Raw genomic sequence first — 23288 nt, 5'->3', positions numbered from 1 at the left:
CGGGTACTCGGCTTTTGCGGTCCGGGGGGTCAGACCCTCCGGACCAGCAGCTGTCCCGGCCAGTCGTTCTCGCCGACCGTGAAGGCCTCGGTGCGGGTGAAGCCGTTGTTCTCGTAGTAGCGGACGAGCTTGCCGTCGTCGCCGGCGTAGCAGTCCACCCGCAGCAGCGAGACGCCCGCGCGCCGGGTCTCCTCGGCGGCGTGCGCGAGCAGGGCGCTGCCCACGCCGTGCCCCTTGAAGCGCCGCTCGGAGGCGAGCCAGTGGATGTACCGCTCGGGCTCGCCGGCCGGGTAGTGGGACAGGTAGGCGCCGGCCGAGTCGGTGAGGGTGAGGGTGCCGGCCGCCACGCCGTCGACGTCGGCGATGTACACATCCCCTTCGTCCATGTACCGGGTGACCGACTCAACGGTCTTCGGATTCTCCGACAGGGGCTTGCTCCCCCACTGTCCGGTGCGCCCCTGCGAGACCAGCCACTCCACACTGCTGTCGAGCATGCCGAGTATCACGGGGATGTCGTCGGCCCCGCCGTCCCTGATGCTGATGATCGCCATGAAGGCACCCTAGGTCACCAGTCGTATGCGCTCCAGGGCGAGTTGGAAGGCCGTCGGATTCACCTTCAGCGGCCCGGTGAACGGGTAGTTGAACTCATAGACGATCAGCAGCATCACGCCCACGGTGAACGCCAGCGAGAAGACCACGCCCGCGTGAGCACGCAGACTGTCCATGCCGAAGAGGTAGACGAAGCCGATGGTGACCAGGGCACCGAGGAGCAGCGCGACCCACAGCAGGATCGGCACCCCGGCGGTCGCGGCCTCGTTGACCCGCTGCCGCCGGGCATCGCCCAACTGGGCCACCGCGTCCAGCGCACCCTCGTAACGGGCCTGGTCGGCGCCGCTCTCCGGCTGCCGGGTGTTGATGATCTCGCGGATCTCGGTGAACTGCTCCCAGGCGATGGGAGCGTCCTGCTGCTCGGCCATCAATGGCCACTCCTTGTCGATGACCGTGCCGGTGTACCGCTCGGTCAGCGCACCGAGCCGCCCGCGCTCCGGCTCGGGGAGGCTGCGGCTGTACCACGCGATCTGGAGCAGCGCGTTCGTCTCGGTGTACGTGTTCTCGTCCGCCTGCGAGCGGGCCTCCCACACCCCTACGACGACCATCGCGAGGACGACCGCGTAGATCACCCCGACCTGCGCGTACACGAACCCGAGCACGTCGTTGTTGGGTTTCCGCCGGGCCAGCGGCACGAGTCGGGCGACGCCCAGCAACAGGGCCGCGGCCGCTGTCGCCCCCGCCGCGAGCAGCACGATTCCGAGCACTGGCATCCAAACTCCCCCCGGCAGATGCACGTACTTCCAGCGTGAGGGAAGCGCGCCGGATGATCCATTCCCCGGAAGAGTGATGGGCGTGTGATGGAGGAGCGATGTGGAAGGGTGACGTGCATGAGACTCTTCGCCGCCGTGCTGCCGCCTGAGGATGTGGCCGGGGAACTCGCCCTGGAGGTGGCCGAGTTGAGGAGGCTGCCGGGTGCGGAGGAGCTGCGCTGGACGGGCCGCCCCGGGTGGCACTTCACCCTCGCGTTCTACGGCGAGGTCGAGGACTCCGTCGTAGGGGATCTGTCGGAGCGGCTGGAGCGGGCGGCTCGGCGGACACCCTGCTTCCCGCTGGCTGTGCGTGGAGGCGGACAGTTCGGGCATGGGCGGGCGCTGTGGGCGGGGGCGGAGGGGGACGTCGCGGCGCTGCGGCTGTTGGCCGATCGGGCGGAGGCGGCGGGGCGGAAGGCGGGCGTGGAGATGGGGGAGCATCGCCGGTACAAGGCCCACCTGACGGTGGCGCGGAGTCGGGAGGCGGTTGAGGCGCAGCCTTACCTCTCGGTTTTGGATGGATTCACGAGCCGCACGTGGACGGTGGACGAGCTGAGCCTCGTACGCAGCAACCTGCCGACGTCCGGGGTGCCGGGGGAGCAGCCTCGGTATGAGGTGGTCGGGCGATGGGCGCTCGGGGCGGGCGGTTAGGCTCGGTGTGTGGACCCGAAAACCCGGAACCGGATCATGGCCGGTGCGCTTGTGCTGATGTTCGTTGTTGTGGGGCTGGCGGCTGCCCTGGGTAAGTGAGGGCCGGGGCGGGGGAACTGCGGCGGGCCGACTTTCGGCTGCGGGCCGGTGGGGGCTTGTCGCGCAGTTCCCCGCGCCCCTAGCGGGGCGCTCCTGCCTGTCCGCCGTGTTACCAGGCGAAGGCCTCCGGAGACGGGCCCGGGCCCGGGAAGATCTCGTCGAGTGACGTCAGCAGGTCGTCGCTCAGCTCCAGCTCCACCGCCCTCAGCGCGGAGTCGAGCTGCTCGGCGGTGCGCGGGCCGACGATCGGGCCCGTCACGCCGGGGCGGGTGAGCAGCCAGGCGAGAGCCGCCTCGCCGGGTTCGATGCCGTGCTTTTCGAGCAGGTCCTCGTACGACTGGATCTGCGCGCGGGTGGTGGGGTTGGCGAGGGTGTCGGCGGCCCGTCCGGAGGCGCGCCGGCCGCCCTGGACCTCCTTCTTGATGACCCCGCCCAGCAGCCCGCCCTGCAACGGCGACCAGGGGATGACCCCGAGGCCGTACTCCTGCGCGGCCGGGATGACCTCCATCTCGGCGCGGCGCTCGGCGAGGTTGTAGAGGCACTGCTCGCTGACGAGGCCGATCGTGCCGGAGCGGTGGGCGGCGATCTCATTCGCCTGGGCGATCTTGTAGCCGGGGAAGTTGGAGGACCCGACGTAGAGGATCTTGCCCTGTTGGATGAGCGTGTCGATCGCTTGCCAGATCTCCTCGAAGGGAGTCGAGCGGTCGATGTGGTGGAACTGGTAGACGTCGATGTAGTCGGTCTGGAGGCGCTTCAGCGACGCGTCCACCGCCCGACGGATGTTCAGGGCGGAGAGCTTGTCGTGGTTGGGCCAGGCGGCCTCGCCGTCGGCGGCCATGTTGCCGTACACCTTGGTGGCGAGGACCACCTTGTCGCGACGGTCGCCGCCCTTGGCGAACCAGTTCCCGATGATGGATTCGGTACGGCCCTTGTTCTCGCCCCAGCCGTAGACATTGGCCGTGTCGAAGAAGTTGATGCCCGCGGCGAGCGCCGATTCCATGATCGCGTGGGAGTCGGCCTCGTCGGTCTGCGGGCCGAAGTTCATGGTGCCGAGGACGAGTCGGCTGACCTTGAGTCCGGTGCGTCCGAGCTGCGTGTACTTCATGACTCCTAAGCCAACGTCCTGGAGTGCGCTCCAAGCAAGGGATCTTGACGCTAACCAGAAGTTAGTGCTTTCCTGTGGGAAGCGTGAGCTTGAACTTTCAATGTCTTCGGGAAGAGAGCCCCCATGTCTCCCACCACGCCTGCCCACAAGGCAGTTGTCGCCGTCATGGCCTCCGTCGCGGCCTCCGTCGTGCTGCTGGGTGCGGCTGCGGTGCCGGCTGTTGCGGCGCCGTATGGCGCGTCCGCCGGCTCCGGTTATGTCGGCGACTCGGCTCGCCTTAGTTACCAGAAGGCCGTGGCCGTCCGCGTCCTCAAGGGTGTCTTTGAGAAGGGCGACACCGAGGTCGTCGATCGCTATGTGCGGTCGGACTACATCCAGCACAACCCGCTTGCGCCGGATGGGGCGGAGACCCTGAAGAACCTGGGCACCGCGGTCCACGCCCAGTTCCCGGACGCCGCGTACGACATCAAGCGGGTCATCTCTGAGGGCGACCTCGTGCTCGTGCACTCCAACCTCGTCATGACCCCGGGCACGCGCGGCTCCGCCGTCTTCGACATCTTCCGCTTCCAGGGCGGGAAGATCGCCGAGCATTGGGATGTGGGGCAGAGCGTTCCGGAGGGTTCGGCCAATGGCAACGACATGTTCTCCACGGTGAGTTGGCCGAGGTCGTCGCAGCCGGGGCCGGGCTTTCTTACCGAGTACAACAAGAAGCTGGTGACCGCCGCCTTTGATCAGCTGCTTGTGAAGAAGGACCTGTCCGCGATCGACCGGTACTGGGGGTCCGAGTACCACCAGCACAACCCCGGTATCGCGGATGGGGTGGCGGGCGTCAAGGCGGGGCTTGGGGGGTACTTCGAGGCGTTCCCGCAGTTGGCGGTCTCGCGAAAGCGGGTGATCGCCGAGGGCGACCTGGTGGCGGTTCACAGCCACTATGTGAATGCGCCGGGGGAGCGGGGGCTCGCGGTTGTGGATCTGTTCCGGGTACGGGGCGGGAAGATCGTGGAGCACTGGGATGTGTTGCAGGAGGTGCCGGGGAGTTCGGCTAACGGGAACGGGATGTTCTAGGAGAGGGTCGCGAGGAAGGTCGTCCAGGTGGTGGGGGTGACGGTGAGGGTGGGGGCCGTCTCTTCGGGACTTTTGGAGTCGCGGATGTGGATGGTGGTGGGGGTGGGGGCTATCTCCAGGCACTCGCCGCCTTGGCCGCCGCTGTAGCTGCTCTTGAACCAGTGCAGGTCGGTGCTCATGCGTCCCGTGCCACCTTGTCGATCAGTTCCGCTGACTCATCCGGGTTGAGAGCCTGGGCTCGCAGGATGCCATATTGCGTGAACAGGTCGCCCAGGTGCGGTTGTTCGCTGACGAAGTAGCCGCCACCAGGCCCCTCAACGTAGGCCAGCTGCTTACGTTCGTCCGTCTCCAGCAGGATCATCGGGCCGTTCAGCGAGGCGTGTTCATGCCGGTCGGTCGGCATGACCTGGATTTCCACATTGCGTCGCTTGCCAACGTCGAGGAGGTGCTCCAACTGCTGCCGCAGGCTTTGCCTGCCGCCGAGCGGACGCTTCAGCGTGTGCTCCTCAAGTACGAAGCCGACAGTCGGTGTGGGCTTGCGCTCCAGCACCTGCTGTCGGTCCAGGCGTGCCGCCAGCCTGGTCTCGATCTCCTCGTCCTCCAGGGGAGGGCGTTGTGCGACGAAGATCGCGCGTCCGTACGCCTCAGTCTGAAGTAGGCCCGGAATCACGTGGTTGGCGTACATGTGGATCGCGGTGGCCCTCGCTTCCAGGTCCGCGTAGTCCTCGAACCAGGACGGGAAGCGGCTGACCTTCAGTTTCCGGGCTGCCGCGAGCAGTGCACCTTGTGCACCCAGTACCTGGTCCGCGACTTCGACGAACCGCCCCTTCGGTGCCCGCTCTCCCCGCTCCACCATGGCCACTTGGGACTTGGAGTACCCGACATAACCGCCCAGTGCCTCCTGCGTCATCCCGGCCCGCTCGCGGAAGAACCTCAGCAACGAGCCGAACATCTCCAGGTTCCCCGAACCCAGTTCACCGGAGTGCACACCGACCTCCCCAACTGCACAGCCCCGCACCGACGTTGCGTAACCCTGGTCACAGTATGTGAGCAGGCGGAAGCATTTGCGGCATGAACGAGAGAATCGCCGCCCCCTGGATCCCGACCTGGATCCCCGCCACCGGCCACGCGCTCCGTCACGCCGGTATCCACTTCGACGCCGTACGCATCGGCGGTGCTCGGGGTGAGCGTGTCGCCTCGGAGTTGATGGTGTGTACGGACTTCGACGCTGGGCCGGTCGTCATGGAGGGCACCGGGGAGCGGAACATGTACTTCCTGTTGCCTCCGCAAACTGCCTCCGCGTTCCGTTGGCCTCCCGGGGTGCGCGCTTTGACGCGCGGTGACCGGAGTTTGGCGTACGTGGGTGTGCCCGCGTTGACAGGTGTGACGTGGCCGTTGGGGTGGCGGTCGGTGCCGTCGGCCGGGGTGCCGTTTGTGGCGGGGGAGTTGTTGTGGGAGGTGGTGGGGCGGGTCGGGTGATCGGGGTTCCACGGTGAGCGTGGGGCCACTCGCTTCCTTGGGAGTGTCGTGCTTCCACGGCCCGCGTCAAGGACGCTCCCTGCGGTCGCGTCGCCTTCGGCGATGGCCCGTTTGGGTGGGTTGTCGGCAGCCGTCGGCCGCGTGGCGGGCCGGAGTTGGCGGGCGCGGTCGCGCCTCGCCTGCACGCCGGGTGGGTTCAGCGGCGAACGGCCGGTGGGGCGGGTAAGGAGGGGTGATTGGAGCCCTTGGACCACGGGTGGGGCGGCCGACCTGCGGGTTTGTTCTTGCGGCTTGGGTCAAAGGGGCCAATCGGTGGGCTCGGGGTGCCCCCTTCGTTCAGGCCCGGCTTGTGTGCACGGTGGCGAACAGGCCCCAGGGGCTGGCGACGTGGCCGATCGCGTCCTGGGGAGGGAGCGGGGGGACGTCCGGGGTGGGTCGCAGTACCCGGTGCAGGCGGAGGGTTGTGCCGTGGGCGGACGCGAGCAGGTCCGTGCCCGTCTGGTCGTCGGTGGGCTTGGTGGTGAAGTCCGTGGGGGTGAGGCCTTCGCCGGTGTGGGAGCGGATGACGTCCCGGTCGGGGGTGTCGCTGATGCTCTGGGCCTGGGCCTGGGCGCGGCCCTCGATCAAGGCCAGGAGCTGGGCGACCAACACCGGGTCGTGGCAGCCGTCGTAGGCCCAGCGCTCGCCCAGTACGCCGTGCTCCATGGTGCCGATGAGGGCGTCCTCCGCGCCGGGGAGCGGGGCGCCGCGATAGGTGAGCGGCACCTGATAGGCGGTGGGGGTGGTCCCCGACTTGTCGACGGCCACCATGAACTCGATGCCGACCTCGCCCTCGGGGTCGTCGAGGCGGAAGCCGCCCGCCTTGGTCAACTCCGGTGCGCTGTCACCGACGTACCAGGGGCGGGTGGGCAGCCAGGTGGTGAGGAGTTCCAGCTTGGTCGGCTTTAGGGTGGTGTGGTGGATGAGCGCCATGGGGCGGATTCTGTCAGCCGAGGGTGGGAATCGGCTGATCTTTATGGGGAGTTCGGCAGTCGCGGCGGGCCGTCGGGCAAGTCCTAGTCGCGCGGGAACTCGTCAGTCTTGAGGGTCAGGCCGAGGAGCGTGGTGGTCATGTCGACGTCGGTGCCGAACGTGACGGTCAGCTCGCTGCGGTATTCGCCCTTCTTGGGCTGGGTGTAGAGGTGGCACTTGCCCTGGTAGGGGTCGGCGATGAGGTAGACCGGGACTTCGGCGACGGCGTAGGCGGACTTCTTGGGGCCGTAGTCGTTCTGGGCCGTGCTTTTCGAGATGACTTCGGCTACGAACTCGACGTCCTGGTAACGCCAGTGCCCCTCCGAGTCCTTCTCGGCACCGTCTCGCAGTTTTGCCACGTCCGGGGCGAAGCCGTTCAGGTGCCCGGGGAAATCGATACGGACATCCGACATCACTTTCGTGCGCCTGCCGAAGCGGTCCTCGAGCGCCCAGATGATCGCGCGAATGGTTTCCCAGTGGATGTCCCGCTGCGGCGACATGAAGACGGCCCCCTCGACGATCTCGACCTTGTAGCCCTCAGGGGTGGTCCGCTCAAGCGACTCGAACAGCTTGTCCAGAGTCAGCTCGTCGTCTTCCTTGGCCATCTCGATCCTGTCTTCAAGGACGGTCATCGTGGCGCTCCTCCCCGGCCGCCCCTTGCGTGAGGGCGGCCGCGCAGTACAACGATACGCACGGTGACCAGGACACTGAGAGGAAAGCCACATGCCAGACCCCGACGCGTCGCACCTCGTACCGCTCGTCCGGCGGGTCCTCGGCGACAACATCCTCGGCATCCACCTCCACGGCTCCGCAGTCCTCGGCGGCCTCCGGCCCCACAGCGACCTCGACCTCCTCGTCGTCGTGCGGCGGGCGACGACGGTGAGTGAACGGCGGGAGCTGGTGGGGGAGTTGATGAAGGTGTCCGGGGGACCCGACACGCGGCCCGTCGAGTTGATCGTCGTAGTCCAGGACGATGTGCGGCCCTGGCGGTATCCGCCTACCTGCGACTTTCTCTACGGTGAATGGCTTCGCGACGACTACGAACGTGGCGTCGTTCCCGGGCCCGAGCCCATGGCCGATCTCGCGCCGCTCCTCACCATGACCATCGATGGCGGCGCCTCTCTCTACGGGCCCCCGCCCGCCGAACTCCTCGACCCCGTCCCCCACGACGACCTCCGACGCGCCATCGTCGCCGGTGTGCCGCAGCTCATTGAGGAGTTGGACTTCGACACCCGCAACGTCCTCCTCACCCTTGCCCGCGTCTGGACCACCCTCGACAGCGGTGTCATCCGCTCCAAGGACGACGCCGCCCAGTGGGCGATGGAGCGGGTTCCGGTTGAGTACCGGCCCGTGCTCGCACGCGCGCGTGCCGTCTATCTGGGGGAGGAGGGAGACGGGTGGGAGGATCTTGCGGCGCTCGTGCGGCCTTGCGCGGAGTTTCTCCGCCGGGTCATCGAGAGGCAGGCCGAGGAGCAGGCCTGGGGTCAGGCTTCCTCGTAGGGGTCGCCCAGGTCCCAGGCCTGGTACATCGCCTCCGCGAATGACGCCGCCAGTTTGTGTTCGCCGTTGGCGTTGGGGTGGGTGCCGTCGTATGTGTCGAAGTTGACGTCGTACGACTCCGGGATCGAGGCCAGGAGGAGGGGGGAGCGTGGGGTGTCCAGGTCCGCGATCGCCTTTGCCAGGAGTTCGTTGAAGAGGGTGACCTCGGTGGCGAAGGGGGCGTCCGTGTCGGCGCGGATGTTCGGGATGACCGGGAGGAGCGCCATGCGGATGCGGGGGTTGGCGGCGCGGGCCTCGGCGATGAAGGTGCGGGCGTTGGCCGCCGTCTGTTCCGCGTTCGTGTAGAAGCCCAGGTCGATCAGGCCTAGGGCGACCAGGAGGACGTCGGCGCGGTGGCTGCGTACCGCTTCGCCGATCAGTGGGGCCATGTGCAGCCAGCCCTCGCCCCAGCCGGCCAGGTGGGCTCGGGGGAAGTCCGGGTCGGCGTATTCGTAGGAGGTGGGGGTCTCCAGCGCCTTGTCGTAGAGCGTCTCTCGCGGGCCGACGATGGCGAAGGGGCGGGGATACGTCGAGCGCAGGTGCTGCCACATTCGGTAACGCCATGTGTGTTCGCCCGCGCTTCCGATGGTCTGGGAGTCGCCGACGGGCATGAACCTGAGCATCCGCTCATGATGAATGATCGGCGGGGAGGGGAGGGGAGGGCAACGGTGTGACGAAGCACACCCCGCCTCCCTCTCTACCTACTTCGCCGTCACCGGGCGGGCGCGGTCGGCTTCTCGTCCTGCCGGGTGGTGTCCTGCTTCTGCCGGTCGTCGTGGTGGGCCGGCGCCTCGCTGTCGGCGTCGTTGTCCACCGTGAAGGTCACCGTGTTCGTCGTGTCGTCGCCGACCTGGGCCGTGATGTCGATCTCGTCGCCCGCGGAGCCGGAGGAGGCCGACAGGGACGGGGAGCCCTGCGAGGCCGAGTCGGAGCCGGGCGCCTTCTTCGCGTCCTGCGGCGCGCTGACGTGCTGTGTGGACGGTGTCGTCGTGTCCTGTGTGGCCGCCGAGGCGGGGAGTGCGAGGGTGGCCGAGGCGGCTTCGGCTATGGCGGAGGCGGTCAGGGCCTTCTTGGTCTGCCGAGCATGAGGTGATGCCTTCCAGGGGGTGGGCGGGTTCATGGGGGTTTGGCAACCGACGGGGCCTATGGCATCAACCGTGGACATAAAGTCTGTGTGCGCGGTCGGGGCAGTTCACGGAGATGGCAAGCTTGGGGACATGCGTGCGTATCTCGGTGTGGTCGCGGCCACCGCCCTTGTCGCCCTCACGGGCACGGTTCCCGCGGCGGCCGAAGACGGTGACGGGGACCAGGGGTTCACCATCACGGACTCCCGTATCACCGAGTCCAGCGGCCTCGCCGCCTCGCACCTGCACCCCGGCATCTACTGGACGCACAACGACAGCGAGGACGGCCCGTACCTTTACGCCGTTGACAGCTCCACCGGCAAAACTGTGGCCACCATCACCCTCAAGGGCATCGGCCAGCCTCGTGACGTCGAGGCGATCTCCATCGGGCCCGGCAACCAGATCTACGTCGGCGACATCGGCGACAATGATGGTGTCACGTGGCCTTACGTCTGGATCTACAAGCTGCCCGAGCCGAAGAAGCTCGTCGACCAGACGATCACGGCCACGCAGTACGTCGTGAAGTACTCGGACGGCTCCCGCGACGCCGAGTCGCTGGTCGTGCACCCCAAGACCGGCAAGGTCTACATCATCGACAAGAACGAGGATGGCGGGCACCTGTACGAGCAGCCCGCCAAGCTCTCCGCCTCCGGGACGAATGTCTTCAAGCCCGTCGCCGCCGTCGACCTCTGGGCCACCGACGCCGCCTTCTCGCCCGATGGCCAACAGCTCGTCGTACGGGGGTACTTCGGCGGTATCTCCTACGACTGGAACGGCGGCGCCATCAAGCGGGAGGGGCGGCTCGACGTGCCCCTCCAGGGGCAGGGGGAGTCCGTCACCTACTCCGCCGACGGGACCAAGCTCATGTACGGCAGCGAGGGCGCCGAGAGTTCCGTGCAGGCGGAGGATGTGCCGGGGGGTGGGGGCACCTCCTCCGATTCGCCTTCCAGCGGCGGGAGTTCGGCCGCTTCCGACGGCGGTGGCGACAGTGGCTCCGACGGCCGTGTCAAGGTCGGTGCCATCGCCCTCGCCGTCGGCGTGGTCGTCGTACTCGGATTCAAGAGGCTGCTGCGGCGGTCGTAGGGCACAAAGGCGGTTCAACGGATTCCACAGGGCGTTCTCAGGCTCCTTTGAGGCGGGGCCGATAGCTCTGGGAGGGTGACCAGTTCCGAGGCTCGACTGCTTGTCGTCGACGACGAGCAGAACATCCGTGATCTGTTGTCGGAGACCTTCCGTCTCGTCGGCTACGACGTCACCGCCGCCGCGAGCGGCGTCGAGGCGCTCAACGCCGCCTACGCCAACCTGCCCGACCTCGTCGTCCTCGACGTGATGCTGCCCGACCTCGACGGGTACGAGGTCGCCCGCATCCTGCGTCGCGACGGCCGCGAGGTGCCCGTGCTGTTCCTCACCGCCCGGGATACCGTGCGCGACCGGGTGGAGGGGCTGAGCGCGGGCGGCGACGACTATGTGGCCAAGCCGTTCAGCCTGGAGGAGGTCGTGCTGCGGGTGCGGGCCATCCTGCGCCGTACGCGACGCGAGGACCCGGCACCCGATCCTGTTTAGCGCTGCGCCGACCTCGGGGGCGGTCGGGGGTGGGTCAGTCCCCTGCCTCCTCCACCGGCCGTACCTCGTAGTGCAGCGTCCGTGCCCGCATCACCTTGTGGGCCAGGGGGACGAACACCCCGTGCGTGAACGGGTACTTGTGGCGGAGCAGCTGCGCCGCGTGCTTGTCCTCCTCGCTGCCGTGGTCAAGGAGCCGGGCCCGGGCGTGGATCTCGGGGCCGGTCGGGGCGCCGCGGAGGGTGGAGGGGGCGAGCTCCACCTCGGGGTTGTTGCGGATGCGCCGGGCCTTCCAGGCGCTGCCCGGGGTGCGGAAGTAGGCGTGGTCCCCTTCGACGGCGAGGTTCACGGGGGTGCCGACGCCGCTGCCGTCCTTCTTGTGGCTGGTGAGGAGGGCGGCCCACTGTTTGACGAAGGGGGCGAGTTCGGGGTTCGGGGTCGGAGTGGTGGTCATGTCTCCATGCATGCACTGATCGCCCCGTTTGTCACCCTTCGTTGCGGCGTGCAACGAACACTTCCAGCCCGTCCAGGATCCGCTGGAGCCCGAACTCGAAGTGGTCGAAGCCGGGGTCGAAGGTCTCCGGGGCGAGGGAGGCGAGCACCGGGTAGCGGCCCGTGGCCATGGCTTTTGCCAGGGCCGGGAGCTGGGCCCGCCAGAACTCGCGGTCCGTCAGCCCCGTCCGGCGTTCCGCCTCCCGCTGGTGGACCTGGGTGCGGGCGGCCCCGACGACGTACCCGTCGACCATCACGACCGCCGAGACCAGCTCGGGGTCGCTCAGCCCCATCGGCCTGATGCGCGCGAGCACGCTCTCCACCGCGTCGAGGGTGCTCGGGCCGAGGATCGGGCGGGACTGGTTGACCTGGAGCAGCCAGGGGTGGCGGCGGTAGTGGTCGAGGGTGGAGTGCGCCATGGCCTCCAGGGTGGCGCGCCAGCCGTCGCCGGCGGTGTCGTCCGGGGTGAGGGGCGGGCGCTGGACGCGGTCGAGCATCAGGTCCAGCAGCTCGCCCTTGCCGGGGACGTAGCGGTACAGCGACATGGTGCCGGTGCCGAGTTCGGTGGCGACGCGGCGCATCGACAGGGCCGCCAGACCCTCGGTGTCCGCGATGCGCACAGCGGCCTCGACGATCCGGTCGAGCGTCAGGCCCGGCTTGGGGCCGCGGCTGGGGCGGGGACCGCTGTCCCACAGCAGTTCGAGGGTGCGGGCGATGTCGCCGCTGCCGCTGGTCTCCGTACCGCCCATAACGCCTGCACCACCCGTATCGCCTGTACAAACCTTCTACGCCCAAACTGAGTACAGCGTACGCGCATACGAGTACGGTGTACCCAGTTCAGGGTGGGCCAGGAGCGAGCGGGCGGAACGGGAGGGCGAGATGGACGGTCATGTGGTGCGGGCGGAGGGCCTGGAGAAGCGGTACGGCGAGAAGCGCGCCCTCGACGGCTTCGACCTGGCCGTCCGCGAAGGCACTGTGCACGGCCTGCTCGGCCCCAACGGCGCCGGCAAGACCACCGCCGTGCGCATCCTGTCCACGCTCGTCCGGCTCGACGGCGGCCGGGCGACCGTCGCCGGCCTCGACGTGGCGCGGCAGCCGCGCCAGGTGCGCACCCGGATCGGGCTCACCGGGCAGTACGCGGCCATCGACGAGATCCTCACCGGCCGGCAGAACCTGGAGATGTTCGGCCGCCTGTTCCATCTGGGCCGCAGACGGGCCAAGCTGCGCGCCGCCCAACTCCTGCGCCAGTTCGACCTGGAGGCCGCCGCCGACAAGGGCGCCGGAGGCTACAGCGGCGGTATGCGGCGGCGCCTGGACCTGGCCGCGTCGATGATCCTCGCCCCGGCCGTGCTCTTCCTGGACGAGCCGACGACCGGGCTCGACCCGCGCAGCCGGGGCGAAGTCTGGGAGGCCGTACGGCAGTTGGTGGCCGACGGCACCACCGTGCTGCTCACCACGCAGTATCTGGAGGAGGCCGACAAGCTGGCCTCCCGGATCACCGTCATCGACCAGGGGCGGAACATCGTCGACGACACCCCCGACGGGCTGAAGAACCGGGTCGGCGGCGACCGCGTCGAGGTCGTCCTGCGCGAACCCGCCCACATCCCCTACGCGTTGCAGGCCGTCGCCCGGGTCGCGCACGGTGACCCCGAGGCCGACATGACCGAACTCCGGGTCCACGCACCGGTGTCCGACCGGGTGGGGTCCCTGACCGAAGTCGCCCGCTACCTCCACCAGTTCGGCATCCCCGTCGAGGACATCGGCCTGCGCAGACCGAGCCTGGACGACGTGTTCCTACGGCTGACCGGCCGCCGTACGGAGGAGGAACCGGCACCGGCCGAGGCTCCGGAGATCGAAGGGGCAGCGGCATGAGCGGGGGAGTGTCGACGGCGGACGGGACCGGACGGACGTACCGCAGACGACCGCAGCACGGCCGGCTGTTCTGGACAGTCGCCGACTGCTGGAACGTGGTCCGACGCGGCCTGACCCACTACCGGCGTCAACCGGTCAGCATCATCTGGCAGTTGGGCTTCCCGATCCTGTCCGTGCTGCTGTACGGATACGTCTTCGGCAAGGCCATCCAGGTGCCCGGCGGCGGGGACTACAAGGCGTTCCTGATGCCAGGGATGTTCGTGATGACCGTCGCCATGGGGTTCGTCTCCACGGCGACGATCTTCGTGAACGACTCCAAGAAGGGCGTCATCGACCGCTTCCGCTCCATGCCGATGGCGCCGTCCGCCGTGGTCGCCGGGCGCGGTGCGACGGACCTGATCGTCTCCTGCGTCGAGCTGGGCATCATGATGGCCACGGCGTATGGCATGGGCTGGCGCCCGGACTTCGGGCCCGGCTTCGCCAAGGCCGTGGCACTGCTGCTGGCGCTGCGGTTCGCCCTCATCTGGGTGGGCGTCTGGCTCGGGCTGCTGCTGCCGGGACCCGAGCAGGTGGGCGGGCTGTTCGCGATCGTCTTCCCGCTGACGATGATCTCCAGCATCTACGTCTCCCCACAGCAGATGCCCCACTGGCTCGGCCAGGTCGCCCGCTGGAACCCCCTCTCGTCCACGGCCTCTGCCACCCGCGAACTGTTCGGCTCACCGGTCGTGACCGGCAACTCGTGGGTCGAGCAGCACGCGCTGCTGATGGCGGAGGCGTGGCCGGCGGCCCTGACGGTGTTCTTCCTGCCGCTCGCGGTACGGAGGTTCAAGCGGCTGAGCCGGTGAGCGACAGGCCGTAGGTACGTGAGCCGTCGTCGTACCCCTTGACGTGTTGATGGTGCGTCAGTTTCCTGGGAGGTGCGCGGTGTATGGGAGCGCTCCCATCTCTGTTCCGGGGCCGCGCCTCCCCGAAGGGAACGAGCGACATGTTCCGCAGCCTGCGAAGAGCGCTGTGCGCGGTGGCCGCCGCGCTCCTGTTACCGCTGGGGGCCGGTGCGCAGACGGCCCACGCGGCGGACCCCGGCGCCGGCTACTGGCACACCAGCGGCCGGCAGATCCTGGACGAGGCAGGCCAGCCGGTCCGTATCGCCGGAATCAACTGGTTCGGCTTCGAGACCGGCAACTACGTCGTCCACGGCCTCTGGTCCCGCGACTACAAGTCCATGATCGACCAGATGAGGTCGCTGGGCTACAACACCATCCGCCTGCCCTACAGCGACGACATCTTCAAGAGCACGACCGTCCCCAACAGCATCGACTTCAGCAGCGGCAAGAACGCGGATCTGCAGGGCCTCAACTCCCTCCAGATCATGGACAAGTTGGTCGCCTACGCCGGTCAGGACGGCCTCAAGGTCATCCTCGACCGGCATCGCCCCGACGCGGGCGGCCAGTCGGCGCTCTGGTACACGTCGGCGGTCCCGGAGTCGACGTGGATCGCCAACCTCAGGGCATTGGCGGCGCGTTACGCCGGCCAGGACACGGTCATCGGCATCGACCTGCACAACGAGCCGCATGATCCGGCCTGTTGGGGCTGCGGGGATGCGTTGCTCGACTGGCGGTTGGCGGCCCAGCGCGCGGGAAACGCTGTGCTGTCGGTCAATCCTCAGCTGCTCGTCTTCGTCGAGGGTGTGCAGACGTTCAACGGAGTCTCCGGCTGGTGGGGCGGCAACCTGATGGGCGTCGCCCAGTACCCGGTGCAGCTGGATGTGGCGAACCGGGTCGTGTACTCCGCCCACGACTACGCGACGAGCGTGGCCCAGCAGAGCTGGTTCAGCGATCCGACGTTCCCCGACAACATGCCGGGGATCTGGGACAAGTACTGGGGCTACATCTTCAAGCAGAACATCGCCCCCGTGTGGGTCGGCGAGTTCGGTACGACGCTCACGTCGACGGTGGACCAGAAGTGGCTTGCGGCGCTGGTGAGTTACCTGCGGCCGACATCGACGTACGGTGCGGACTCGTTCCACTGGACGTTCTGGTCGTGGAATCCCAACTCCGGTGACACCGGCGGGATTCTGAAGGACGACTGGGTGACCGTGGACACGGTGAAGGACGGGTATCTGGCGAGCGTGAAGGCGCCGGGATTCCCGAGTACCGGGGGCGGCGGCGGAGGGGGTGGCGGGAGTACGGCCGCCTGCACCGCCGCCTACACCGTCAGCAGCGACTGGGGCAGCGGCTTCAACGCCGAGGTGAAGGTGACCAACTCCGGTACGACCGCGATCAGTTCCTGGCAGGTGACCTGGACCTGGAGCGGCTCGCAACAGGTCACGTCGATGTGGAACGCGTCGTACACCCAGAGCGGGTCGACCGTGACGGCGGTGAACGCCTCGCACAACGGGGCGGTCGCGGTGGGCGGTTCGGCGAGCTTCGGGTTCGGGGGAGCGCCCGGGGGTGGCGGGGTGCCGAGTGTGAGTTGTACGGCGGTGTGAGCTGGGGGCGCCTGGTCTGCTCGGCGGGCGCCCTCATCGTCGTAGGGGGAAATCAAGGGCGGCCGGGGGCGGCTGTGCACGGCGCGCCAGCCTGCGGCCCCATGACTGACCCGGTGCCTCGATGTACCGGTGGGTCAGCACGCACAGGGGCAACAGCACGGCGAGGAAGGCCACTTCGAGTACGAGGTGGTCCCGCCGCCATCGTCCGAGCGTGCCGTCGATCACCGCCAGCAGCAGCGGATGCACGAGGTAGACCGAGTAGCTGATCGTTCCCAGCCCGGTCGACCAGCGCGGGATCCGGCGGCGGCGCGCTGTCAGTCCGATGGCGAAGGTGAGTACGGCCAGCAGGAATGCCGTGATCCAGCCGCGCCGTGTGAAGTGCGAGCCGTCGCCGTACAGGTACGCACTTCCCACGGCGCAGGCCATCACCACGGCGGCTGTAACTGCCGCGTGCCGACAGGTGCTCTGGCCGTGTTCGGCACGGTGGACGGCGGTGCCGAGGAACATCACGGCGAGGATCACCAGGCCCTCCCACGCGGGGACCGTGCCGTTGAAGGGGACCAGGACGAGCGCCAGCACCCCGCCCAACACGCCTCCGAACACGCGCAGTACGGGCGATCCGGCACTCGCGCAGCAGATGGCGACCACCAGGGCGGTCGAGGCGACCGCGATCAGCGGGCCGGTGCCCACCGCGCCGGAGAGGGCGGAGACCGGCGGCATGATCCCTGCCGTCACGCTCACGGCCGCGAGCACGGCCAGGGTGACGGCGACCGATGCCGACCTGTGGTGAAGGCGGACCGTGAAGAGAGCGACGACCAGGAGGTAGAAGGCCATCTCGTACGAGAGGGTCCACAGGATGAGCAGGAGGCTGGGTGTCCCCAACAGCTCCTGGAGCATGGTGACATGGGCGGCGGCCACCGTCGCGGCGCTCTGGCCGTCGAAGTCACGGATCTCCGCGATGCCCGAGAGATCGAGGGCTAGGACCACGGTGACGACGGCTGCCCACAGCGGGTACACGCGGAAGATCCGCCCGATCCAGAACGTCCGTACGCAGCCCCGGCGTTCCAGTGACGCCGGGATGATGTAGCCGCTCACCAGGAAGAACACCATGATGCCGTAACGGCTGGTGTTGAACTCCGGCATCAACTCCCGCCGGAACTCCGCCATGAAGGTGTACGACGAGTGGTCGAACACCACGACGAGTGCCGCGATGCCACGCAACGCGTCCAGCCATCCCAGCCTCGATGTGCCGGCTGGGGTGATGTCTGTGGGTGGTTTTGCGGGTGCGGAGAGTGATGGTGCTGGGGGTGGGGGTACCGGGGTTGACGCTTCCATGGCTTGGGTCGAGCTCTCTGTGGTGAGGCGTTCGTCGGGCTTGGGCCTTTAACGGCACTTCACCAGTTCTTGGTACGAGGCGCGAGAGGCGTTACAGGGGCCGACGGAGCACGAAGAAGGGCGCCCGGTGTTCGCCGGGCGCCCTTCATCCACGTACCAGACCGTGTCAGAGCTTCTCGATCACGTAGTCGACGCACTTGGTCAGCGCCTCGACGTCCGCCGGGTCGATCGCCGGGAACATCGCGACGCGGAGCTGGTTGCGGCCGAGCTTGCGGTAGGGCTCGGTGTCGACGATGCCGTTGGCGCGCAGGACCTTGGCGATCGCGGCGGCGTCGATCTCGTCGGTGAAGTCGATCGTGCCGATGACCTGGGAGCGCTTGGCCGGGTCGGTGACGAACGGGGTCGCGTGCTTGCTGTCCTCGGCCCAGCTGTAGAGGCGGGTCGAGGAGTCCTTCGTACGGGCCGTCGACCAGGCGAGACCGCCCTGGCCGTTGATCCACTCCAGCTGTTCCTTGAGCAGGAAGAGCGTCGCGAGGGCCGGGGTGTTGTACGTCTGGTTCTTGCGGGAGTTGTCGATCGCCGTGGGGAGCGAGAAGAACTCCGGGATGTGGCGGCCGGACGCGTGGATGCGCTCGGCGCGCTCGATCGCGGCCGGGGAGAAGACGCCGATCCACAGGCCGCCGTCGGAGGCGAAGGACTTCTGCGGGGCGAAGTAGTAGACGTCCGTCTCGGCGATGTCGACGGGGAGGCCACCGGCGCCGGACGTGGCGTCCACGAGGACGAGCGCGCCCTCGTCGGCACCCTGCACGCGCGCGAGGGGCGCGGCGACACCGGTGGACGTCTCGTTGTGCGTGAAGGCGTACGCGTCGACGCCCGCCTCGGCCCGCGGCTCCGGGTGCGTGCCCGGGTCGGAGGAGATGACGGTCGGCTCGGCGAGCCAGGGGGCGAGCCCCGCGGCCTTCGCGAACTTCGAGCTGAACTCACCGAAGGTGAGGTGCTGCGACTTGTTCTCGATCAGGCCGTGCGTCGCGACGTCCCAGAACGCGGTGGATCCGCCGTTGCCGAGGATCACCTCGTAGCCCTCGGGGAGGGAGAACAGTTCGCGGATGCCCTCGCGCACCTGGCCGACCAGGTTTTTCACCGGGGCCTGGCGGTGCGAGGTCCCGAGCAGGGAGGTACCGGTCGCGGCCAGCGCGTCCAGCGCTTCCGTCCGCACCTTGGAGGGGCCCGCGCCGAAACGTCCGTCGGCGGGCTTGATGTCAGCGGGAATCTGGATCTCAGCCACGGGGGGAGCGTAGCCGGTGCGGGAAACGTGGTCGAAACGTAGTCCGTCCGGTGAGACGCCGTGGTGAAGCCTGTGAGACGAACCGGGCCAAGGCGGGCCTCTCGTGGAATCCCGGCGTCCGCGCCACACTCTCGGTTAGCGGGGCAAAGGGGGACGGGCGATGGGTGAGCCGGGCGATCTGGGCGACGGGCGGTACGAGTTACGCGAGTGGATCGGCGGGGGCGGGATGGGCGATGTCTCACTGGCCTGGGACCGGCTCCTGAAACGCACGGTGGTGGTCAAACTCCTGCGTTCCCAGCACATGGGCGACCAGGAGATGCGCGACAGGTTCCTGCGGGAGGTCCAGATCACCGCCGGCCTGGAGCACGAGAACATCGTGCGCGTCTACGACACCGGGTGGACCGGGGACGAGGGACAGCGCGGCATGTTCCTCGTGATGGAACGGCTGGACGGCACATCGCTGCACAAGCGCATCGAGACCCACCGCCGGGGCCTGCCCGTGGCGGACGTGGTCCGCTGGGGCAGGCAGATCTGCCGGGCCCTTGAGGCGGCACACGCGCGTGGACTGGTGCATCGGGATCTCAAGCCGGCCAACGTCCAGATCACCGCGGGCGGCAAGGCGGTGCTGCTCGACTTCGGCATCGCCTGCTTCCAGGAGGACGAGGAGGGACGCACCCAGATCACCCCGGTCGGCTGGATCGTCGGGACGCGGCCGTACATGTCCCCCGAACAGAGCCGGGGCGAGCGGGTGAGCGCGGCCTCGGACCTGTATTCGCTGGGATGTGTGCTGTACGAGATGCTGACCGGCCGGCCGCCGTTCACGGACGACGACGGCGATGTCCTGTGGCTGCACCGCAAGAGCGTTCCGGTGGCGCCCGCGGCGCGTCGTTGGGACAGCGCGATCCCTCAGGAGCTGGACGCGCTCGTCATGGGCCTTCTGGAGAAGATGCCGCAGAAGCGTCCGGCCTCGGCCTCGGCGGTGCGCCGGGCGCTCAGGGAAGTGGCGTCGGCGGGCGAGCGGCAGCGGGCCCGGCCGACGAGCGAGCCGAGGAGTGAGGGGCTGCGGTCCGAGTCGCCGTTCGGGACGGACCAGGGGGTGCCGGAGGGGCCGCCAGGGCCGGGGCAGTGGCGGTTCGCGAACCGCGAGGCCCCGCCGGCGGCCGGCCGGACCGCACCCGGGCCGCACGCTCCGCGTCCCGACCCGCCACCGCCCGTTCCCCGCGCGCCGCACATCAATCGCCATCAGGTGGCATACGAGATCGCCGGCGCCGGCCTGGTGGCGGGCCTCGGCACGTTCGGTCTGCTCCTGGGGGCCGGCGGGGTCGCCGTGGGGGCGTCGCTGATCTGGGGCCTCGTGGCGCTGGGCGGCCTCCTGGTGGTCGGCACGGTCGCTCAGGTCGCGGTGTTCGACGCCGAAGGGGAAACGGTCGGCTGTCTCGTGATGCTCCTTGCCCTCGGGCTGCTGGTCGGGAGTGTCTGGTTGGTGGCCGCGAGGGGCGACTTCCGCTGGTATGTGGACCTCGGCATCGGGCTGGGGGTCTGCGTGGCGGTCGGCTTCCTGGCGGGGTTCGCCGGTGTGTCGGGCGACGAGGTGGGGGTGAGCGAGGGCACGGGCACGATGACCGTGCTGAACACGATGCTGTTCGCCGGCCTCGGCTCCGTCCTGTTCGCGGTGCACCTCGACTTCACCTGGTGGACGACCCTGCTGACCGGGCTGGGGCTGGGAGTGGCGGGCATCTTCCTTACAACATTGCTGTTCGGCTTTCTCGACATCCTCGGCGACCCCTGACCGCGACGCCGGAGCCGACCTCACCCTCGTCACTGTCAGTGGTCGGATGCATCCTGGACACATGACAGATCTCGGGGCTCTGGAGTCGCAGCTGCGTGCCGCCGTCCGGGGTGAGGTCGGCTTCGACGTCACCTCGCGCGCGCTGGTCACCATGGACGCGTCCAACTACCGGCGGGTGCCGCTGGGCGTGGTGGCCCCGAGGGACGCCGACGACGTGGCGGCGGTGCTGGAGGTGTGTCGCGCGCGTGGGGTGCCGGTCGTGGCGCGCGGCGGGGGTACGTCGATCGCGGGGCAGGCGACGGGGACGGGCGTGGTGCTGGACTTCACACGGCACATGAACCGGCTGGTCTCGCTCGACCCCGAGACCCGAACCGCCGTGGTCCAGCCGGGACTTGTCCTCGACCGCCTCCAGGACGCGGCCGCCCCGCACGGGCTGCGCTTCGGCCCCGACCCCTCCACCCACAGCCGCTGCACGCTCGGCGGGATGATCGGCAACAACTCGTGCGGGTCGCACTCGGTGGCGTGGGGGACGACTGCGGACAGTGTGCGGGAGCTGGACGTGGTGACCGCGCGCGGGGAGCGGTTGCGGCTCGGGCAGGGCTGGGCCGGGGCGCCGGAGGGGCTGCGGGCGCTGGTGGAGGGGGAGCTGGCGCGGCTGCGGACCGGGTTTCCCGAGCTGCCCCGCCGTATCTCCGGCTATGCGCTGGACGCGCTGCTGCCCGAGAAGGGCGCCGATGTCGCCCGTTCCTTCTGCGGCTCGGAGGGGACGCTTGGCGTGCTGACGGAGGCGGTCGTACGGCTCGTCGAGGCTCCACGCGCGCGTGCGCTCGCCGTGCTGGCGTACGCCGATGAGGGCGGGGCGGCGGAGGCGGCGGCGGGTTTGTTGCCGTACGGGCCGCTCACGGTGGAGGGGATGGCGGCGGACCTGGTGCCGACGACGGCCGATCTGCCCCGGGGCGGGGCGTGGCTGTTCGTGGAGACGGGGGGCGGGACGGAGGGCGAGGCACGCGCGCGTGCGGAGGCGATCGTGCGTGCGGCGGATGTCGTCGACTCCCTGGTGGTGACGGACGCGGCCGGGCAGCGGGCCCTGTGGCGGATCCGGGAGGACGCCAGCGGGACGGCGACCCGGATGCCGGACGGTTCCGAGGCCTGGCCCGGCTGGGAGGACTGCGCGGTGCCGCCGGCCCGACTGGGCGCGTATCTGCGGGACTTCAGGGGCCTGCTGACGGCTCACGGGCTGCGCGGGACGCCGTACGGCCATTTCGGGGACGGCTGTATCCACGTCCGCATCGACTTCGACCTGCTGACGGAGGTGGGCGTGGGCCGCTTCCGGCGCTTCTCGGAGGAGCTGGCCGAGGTGGTCGTGGCGCACGGCGGTTCGCTGTCCGGGGAGCACGGGGACGGGCAGGCGCGGGCGGAACTGCTGCCGAAGATGTACGGCGCGGAGATGGTCGGCCTGTTCGAGCGGGCGAAGGCGATCTGGGACCCGGACGACCTCCTGAACCCGGGGATGCTGGTGCGCCCGGCACCCCTCGACTCCAACCTCCGCTTCTCCGTCCTGCCCCGGAAGCCGGTGGACGTGGCCTTCGGCTACCCGTCCGACGGCGGTGACTTCTCGGCGGCGGTGCGACGCTGCGTAGGGGTCGCCAAATGCCGTACGACATCGGCGTCCGGGTCCGCCGTCATGTGCCCGTCCTTCCGGGCGACGGGCGAGGAGGAGCACTCCACACGCGGGCGTGCCCGGCTGCTGCACGAGATGCTCGCGGGCGAGGTCGTCACCGACGGCTGGCGGTCGACAGAGGTACGGGACGCGCTCGACCTGTGCCTGTCCTGCAAGGGGTGCCGCTCCGACTGCCCGGTCGAGGTCGACATGGCCACGTACAAGGCGGAGTTCCTGCACCAGCACTACCGGGGGCGGCGGCGCCCAGCCGCCCACTACGCGATGGGCTGGCTGCCGGTGTGGCTGCGCTGGGTGTCCCGCACGCGCACGGCCCGGCCGGTCAACGCCCTCGCGTCCGTACGGCCGTTGGCGGCCCTGGCGAAACGGCTGGGTGGGATCGCGCCCGAGCGGGGGATTCCGCGGGTGGCGGAGGAGACGTTCAGCCGGTGGTGGGGGCGGCGGTTCGAGGAGCAGCTGCGGCGGATGATGCGGGAGGGGTGGACTCTGTCGGGCGACGGCCCACGCGAGATGGTGCTGCTGTGGCCGGACACCTTCACCGAGCACCTCTCACCGTCCGTGGGACAGGCGGCCGTACGCGTGCTGGAGGCGGCGGGGATCCAGGCGGTCCTCACACCCACGATGCGGATGAGGAAGACGTCGGTGGGTGACGGTGAATCGGGCTACGGCATGAACACGCTGACGGCCCGCCGAGGCAGCGTCTGCTGCGGCCTGACGTACGTCTCGACGGGCCAACTGGACCGGGCCCGCAAGGTGATGCGCCGCACGCTCGACCTGCTGGACCCGTTCCTCGACCCGATCATGGACGAGGACGGCCCCCCGATCGTCGTCCTGGAACCGAGTTGCGCGGCCGCCCTCCGCACGGACCTCCCGGAGCTGCTGCACGACGACCCGCGCGCGGCACGTCTGGCCGCCAAGGTCCTCACCTTCGCGGAGGCCCTGGAACGCCTGGCCCCCGACTGGACCCCGCCCCACCTCGACGCCCCGGCGGTCGGCCAGACCCACTGTCACCAGCACGCGGTCCTGGGCGACTCGGCCGACCGCCGCCTGCGCCTGGCGGCGGGCCTGACCGGTGAGTTGGCGGGCGGCTGCTGCGGCCTCGCGGGCAACTTCGGCTTCGAGAAAGGGCACTTCGAGGTGTCGGCGGCCTGCGCGGAGGAACAACTCCTGCCGGCCGTGCGGGAGGCCCCGGAGGGGGCGGTGGTGCTGGCCGACGGGTTCTCCTGCCGGACGCAGCTGGAGCAGTTGGCGGGGGTGCGGGGGCGGCATTTGGCGGAGGTGTTGGCGGAGGGGCTGGAGGGGCTGGAGGGGGAGGACAACTGATATGCGGTTATGCAGTTCGCCGAGGAAATGGG

Annotated in this window: 24 protein-coding genes; 11 read left to right on the top strand and 13 right to left on the bottom strand. The window is 69.2% G+C overall.

The window, feature by feature from the left end; translation table 11 throughout:
• Positions 1-29: 29 nt before the first annotated feature.
• Both AC5DRG_RS23700 and AC5DRG_RS23695 read right to left on the bottom strand, forming a co-directional pair.
• Positions 30-551, bottom strand: a complete 522-nt coding sequence (locus AC5DRG_RS23700) for a GNAT family N-acetyltransferase (RefSeq protein ID WP_491812629.1) — start codon at positions 549-551, stop codon at positions 30-32.
• 9 nt (positions 552-560) lie between these two features.
• On the bottom strand, positions 561-1322 hold the full coding sequence (locus AC5DRG_RS23695; protein WP_491812628.1) for a bestrophin-like domain: 762 nt from the start codon (positions 1320-1322) through the stop codon (positions 561-563).
• A 117-nt stretch (positions 1323-1439) separates the two neighbouring features.
• Here AC5DRG_RS23695 and thpR point away from each other — a divergent pair, with 117 nt between their 5' ends.
• The gene (gene thpR, locus AC5DRG_RS23690) at positions 1440-2012 is read left to right on the top strand and encodes an RNA 2',3'-cyclic phosphodiesterase (protein ID WP_491812627.1); all 573 of its coding nucleotides are present in this window, start codon (positions 1440-1442) and stop codon (positions 2010-2012) included.
• A gap of 208 nt (positions 2013-2220) precedes the next feature.
• Here thpR and AC5DRG_RS23685 read toward each other — a convergent pair whose 3' ends face one another.
• On the bottom strand, positions 2221-3216 hold the full coding sequence (locus tag AC5DRG_RS23685) for an aldo/keto reductase (RefSeq protein WP_491812626.1): 996 nt from the start codon (positions 3214-3216) through the stop codon (positions 2221-2223).
• 123 nt (positions 3217-3339) lie between these two features.
• Here AC5DRG_RS23685 and AC5DRG_RS23680 point away from each other — a divergent pair, with 123 nt between their 5' ends.
• Positions 3340-4281, top strand: coding sequence for a nuclear transport factor 2 family protein (locus tag AC5DRG_RS23680; protein ID WP_491812625.1), 942 nt, complete (start codon positions 3340-3342; stop codon positions 4279-4281).
• Here AC5DRG_RS23680 and AC5DRG_RS23675 read toward each other — a convergent pair.
• Together AC5DRG_RS23675 and AC5DRG_RS23670 are read right to left on the bottom strand one after the other, a co-directional pair.
• Complete coding sequence (locus AC5DRG_RS23675) at positions 4278-4460, bottom strand: DUF397 domain-containing protein (RefSeq protein ID WP_491812624.1); 183 nt, start codon at positions 4458-4460, stop codon at positions 4278-4280. The genes AC5DRG_RS23680 and AC5DRG_RS23675 overlap by 4 nt on opposite strands.
• Positions 4457-5233 (bottom strand): helix-turn-helix domain-containing protein, encoded by a 777-nt coding sequence (locus tag AC5DRG_RS23670; protein ID WP_491812623.1) that lies wholly within the window; start codon positions 5231-5233, stop codon positions 4457-4459. Before AC5DRG_RS23670 ends, AC5DRG_RS23675 begins: the two co-directional genes overlap by 4 nt.
• Before the next feature lie 119 nt (positions 5234-5352).
• On the opposite strand from AC5DRG_RS23670, the gene AC5DRG_RS23665 reads away from it, so the two are divergent.
• The gene (locus tag AC5DRG_RS23665) at positions 5353-5760 is read left to right on the top strand and encodes a hypothetical protein (RefSeq protein WP_491812622.1); all 408 of its coding nucleotides are present in this window, start codon (positions 5353-5355) and stop codon (positions 5758-5760) included.
• A gap of 336 nt (positions 5761-6096) precedes the next feature.
• On the opposite strand, the gene AC5DRG_RS23660 is transcribed toward AC5DRG_RS23665, so the two are convergent.
• Both AC5DRG_RS23660 and AC5DRG_RS23655 read right to left on the bottom strand, forming a co-directional pair.
• Entirely contained in the window at positions 6097-6732 is a 636-nt protein-coding gene (locus tag AC5DRG_RS23660; protein WP_491812621.1) for a maltokinase N-terminal cap-like domain-containing protein, read from the bottom strand.
• A gap of 83 nt (positions 6733-6815) precedes the next feature.
• Positions 6816-7403, bottom strand: a complete 588-nt coding sequence (locus AC5DRG_RS23655; protein ID WP_491812620.1) for a Uma2 family endonuclease — start codon at positions 7401-7403, stop codon at positions 6816-6818.
• A 91-nt stretch (positions 7404-7494) separates the two neighbouring features.
• Between AC5DRG_RS23655 and AC5DRG_RS23650 the strand changes: the two genes are divergently transcribed.
• Positions 7495-8271 carry an aminoglycoside adenylyltransferase family protein gene (locus AC5DRG_RS23650; RefSeq protein WP_491812619.1) on the top strand — a complete coding sequence of 259 codons (777 nt, stop codon included), beginning with the start codon at positions 7495-7497 and terminating at the stop codon, positions 8269-8271.
• Here AC5DRG_RS23650 and AC5DRG_RS23645 read toward each other — a convergent pair.
• Complete coding sequence (locus tag AC5DRG_RS23645) at positions 8256-8933, bottom strand: SGNH/GDSL hydrolase family protein (RefSeq protein ID WP_491812618.1); 678 nt, start codon at positions 8931-8933, stop codon at positions 8256-8258. The genes AC5DRG_RS23650 and AC5DRG_RS23645 overlap by 16 nt on opposite strands.
• Before the next feature lie 89 nt (positions 8934-9022).
• Positions 9023-9430: a hypothetical protein gene (locus AC5DRG_RS23640; protein WP_491812617.1), complete on the bottom strand. Its 408-nt coding sequence runs from the start codon at positions 9428-9430 to the stop codon at positions 9023-9025.
• A 97-nt stretch (positions 9431-9527) separates the two neighbouring features.
• Between AC5DRG_RS23640 and AC5DRG_RS23635 the strand changes: the two genes are divergently transcribed.
• Both AC5DRG_RS23635 and AC5DRG_RS23630 read left to right on the top strand, forming a co-directional pair.
• Positions 9528-10517, top strand: a complete 990-nt coding sequence (locus AC5DRG_RS23635) for a hotdog family protein (RefSeq protein WP_491812616.1) — start codon at positions 9528-9530, stop codon at positions 10515-10517.
• Positions 10518-10592: 75 nt separating this feature from the next.
• Positions 10593-10997 (top strand): response regulator transcription factor, encoded by a 405-nt coding sequence (locus tag AC5DRG_RS23630; protein ID WP_491812615.1) that lies wholly within the window; start codon positions 10593-10595, stop codon positions 10995-10997.
• Positions 10998-11031: 34 nt separating this feature from the next.
• Here AC5DRG_RS23630 and AC5DRG_RS23625 read toward each other — a convergent pair whose 3' ends face one another.
• Positions 11032-11448, bottom strand: a complete 417-nt coding sequence (locus AC5DRG_RS23625; RefSeq protein WP_491812614.1) for a PPOX class F420-dependent oxidoreductase — start codon at positions 11446-11448, stop codon at positions 11032-11034.
• A gap of 31 nt (positions 11449-11479) precedes the next feature.
• Positions 11480-12235: a TetR/AcrR family transcriptional regulator gene (locus AC5DRG_RS23620; RefSeq protein ID WP_491812613.1), complete on the bottom strand. Its 756-nt coding sequence runs from the start codon at positions 12233-12235 to the stop codon at positions 11480-11482.
• A gap of 130 nt (positions 12236-12365) precedes the next feature.
• Here AC5DRG_RS23620 and AC5DRG_RS23615 point away from each other — a divergent pair, with 130 nt between their 5' ends.
• The 3 genes from AC5DRG_RS23615 (at position 12366) to AC5DRG_RS23605 (ending at position 15846) form a co-directional block, all read left to right on the top strand.
• Positions 12366-13358, top strand: a complete 993-nt coding sequence (locus AC5DRG_RS23615) for an ATP-binding cassette domain-containing protein (protein WP_491812612.1) — start codon at positions 12366-12368, stop codon at positions 13356-13358.
• Positions 13355-14203: an ABC transporter permease gene (locus AC5DRG_RS23610; RefSeq protein ID WP_491812611.1), complete on the top strand. Its 849-nt coding sequence runs from the start codon at positions 13355-13357 to the stop codon at positions 14201-14203. Before AC5DRG_RS23615 ends, AC5DRG_RS23610 begins: the two co-directional genes overlap by 4 nt.
• Before the next feature lie 140 nt (positions 14204-14343).
• Entirely contained in the window at positions 14344-15846 is a 1503-nt protein-coding gene (locus AC5DRG_RS23605) for a cellulase family glycosylhydrolase (protein WP_491812610.1), read from the top strand.
• A 33-nt stretch (positions 15847-15879) separates the two neighbouring features.
• On the opposite strand, the gene AC5DRG_RS23600 is transcribed toward AC5DRG_RS23605, so the two are convergent.
• Positions 15880-17085 (bottom strand): acyltransferase family protein, encoded by a 1206-nt coding sequence (locus AC5DRG_RS23600; protein ID WP_491813127.1) that lies wholly within the window; start codon positions 17083-17085, stop codon positions 15880-15882.
• A 262-nt stretch (positions 17086-17347) separates the two neighbouring features.
• Positions 17348-18466 (bottom strand): phosphoserine transaminase, encoded by a 1119-nt coding sequence (serC, locus tag AC5DRG_RS23595; protein WP_491812609.1) that lies wholly within the window; start codon positions 18464-18466, stop codon positions 17348-17350.
• A gap of 160 nt (positions 18467-18626) precedes the next feature.
• Here serC and AC5DRG_RS23590 point away from each other — a divergent pair, with 160 nt between their 5' ends.
• The gene (locus AC5DRG_RS23590) at positions 18627-20255 is read left to right on the top strand and encodes a serine/threonine-protein kinase (protein ID WP_491812608.1); all 1629 of its coding nucleotides are present in this window, start codon (positions 18627-18629) and stop codon (positions 20253-20255) included.
• 61 nt (positions 20256-20316) lie between these two features.
• Positions 20317-23256, top strand: a complete 2940-nt coding sequence (locus AC5DRG_RS23585) for an FAD-binding and (Fe-S)-binding domain-containing protein (RefSeq protein WP_491812607.1) — start codon at positions 20317-20319, stop codon at positions 23254-23256.
• Positions 23257-23288 lie beyond the last annotated feature (32 nt).

Source organism: Streptomyces sp. JLBG701, from assembly GCF_058544905.1.
This window is presented reverse-complemented; position numbering and strand designations above follow the sequence as displayed.

Excerpts from the sequence above, each read along its gene's own strand:
- AC5DRG_RS23635 (WP_491812616.1), top strand. The coding sequence starts at position 9,528 with ATGCGTGCGTATCTCGGTGTGGTCGCGGCCACCGCCCTTGTCGCCCTC.
- AC5DRG_RS23655 (WP_491812620.1), bottom strand. The coding sequence starts at position 7,403 with ATGACCGTCCTTGAAGACAGGATCGAGATGGCCAAGGAAGACGACGAG.
- AC5DRG_RS23640 (WP_491812617.1), bottom strand. The coding sequence starts at position 9,430 with ATGAACCCGCCCACCCCCTGGAAGGCATCACCTCATGCTCGGCAGACC.
- AC5DRG_RS23620 (WP_491812613.1), bottom strand. The coding sequence starts at position 12,235 with ATGGGCGGTACGGAGACCAGCGGCAGCGGCGACATCGCCCGCACCCTC.
- AC5DRG_RS23615 (WP_491812612.1), top strand. The coding sequence starts at position 12,366 with ATGGACGGTCATGTGGTGCGGGCGGAGGGCCTGGAGAAGCGGTACGGC.
- thpR (WP_491812627.1), top strand. The coding sequence starts at position 1,440 with ATGAGACTCTTCGCCGCCGTGCTGCCGCCTGAGGATGTGGCCGGGGAA.
- AC5DRG_RS23680 (WP_491812625.1), top strand. The coding sequence starts at position 3,340 with ATGTCTCCCACCACGCCTGCCCACAAGGCAGTTGTCGCCGTCATGGCC.
- AC5DRG_RS23660 (WP_491812621.1), bottom strand. The coding sequence starts at position 6,732 with ATGGCGCTCATCCACCACACCACCCTAAAGCCGACCAAGCTGGAACTC.
- AC5DRG_RS23665 (WP_491812622.1), top strand. The coding sequence starts at position 5,353 with ATGAACGAGAGAATCGCCGCCCCCTGGATCCCGACCTGGATCCCCGCC.
- AC5DRG_RS23585 (WP_491812607.1), top strand. The coding sequence starts at position 20,317 with ATGACAGATCTCGGGGCTCTGGAGTCGCAGCTGCGTGCCGCCGTCCGG.
- AC5DRG_RS23695 (WP_491812628.1), bottom strand. The coding sequence starts at position 1,322 with ATGCCAGTGCTCGGAATCGTGCTGCTCGCGGCGGGGGCGACAGCGGCC.
- AC5DRG_RS23645 (WP_491812618.1), bottom strand. The coding sequence starts at position 8,933 with ATGCTCAGGTTCATGCCCGTCGGCGACTCCCAGACCATCGGAAGCGCG.
- AC5DRG_RS23700 (WP_491812629.1), bottom strand. The coding sequence starts at position 551 with ATGGCGATCATCAGCATCAGGGACGGCGGGGCCGACGACATCCCCGTG.
- AC5DRG_RS23650 (WP_491812619.1), top strand. The coding sequence starts at position 7,495 with ATGCCAGACCCCGACGCGTCGCACCTCGTACCGCTCGTCCGGCGGGTC.
- AC5DRG_RS23670 (WP_491812623.1), bottom strand. The coding sequence starts at position 5,233 with ATGTTCGGCTCGTTGCTGAGGTTCTTCCGCGAGCGGGCCGGGATGACG.
- AC5DRG_RS23685 (WP_491812626.1), bottom strand. The coding sequence starts at position 3,216 with ATGAAGTACACGCAGCTCGGACGCACCGGACTCAAGGTCAGCCGACTC.
- AC5DRG_RS23610 (WP_491812611.1), top strand. The coding sequence starts at position 13,355 with ATGAGCGGGGGAGTGTCGACGGCGGACGGGACCGGACGGACGTACCGC.
- AC5DRG_RS23590 (WP_491812608.1), top strand. The coding sequence starts at position 18,627 with ATGGGTGAGCCGGGCGATCTGGGCGACGGGCGGTACGAGTTACGCGAG.
- AC5DRG_RS23605 (WP_491812610.1), top strand. The coding sequence starts at position 14,344 with ATGTTCCGCAGCCTGCGAAGAGCGCTGTGCGCGGTGGCCGCCGCGCTC.
- AC5DRG_RS23675 (WP_491812624.1), bottom strand. The coding sequence starts at position 4,460 with ATGAGCACCGACCTGCACTGGTTCAAGAGCAGCTACAGCGGCGGCCAA.
- AC5DRG_RS23625 (WP_491812614.1), bottom strand. The coding sequence starts at position 11,448 with ATGACCACCACTCCGACCCCGAACCCCGAACTCGCCCCCTTCGTCAAA.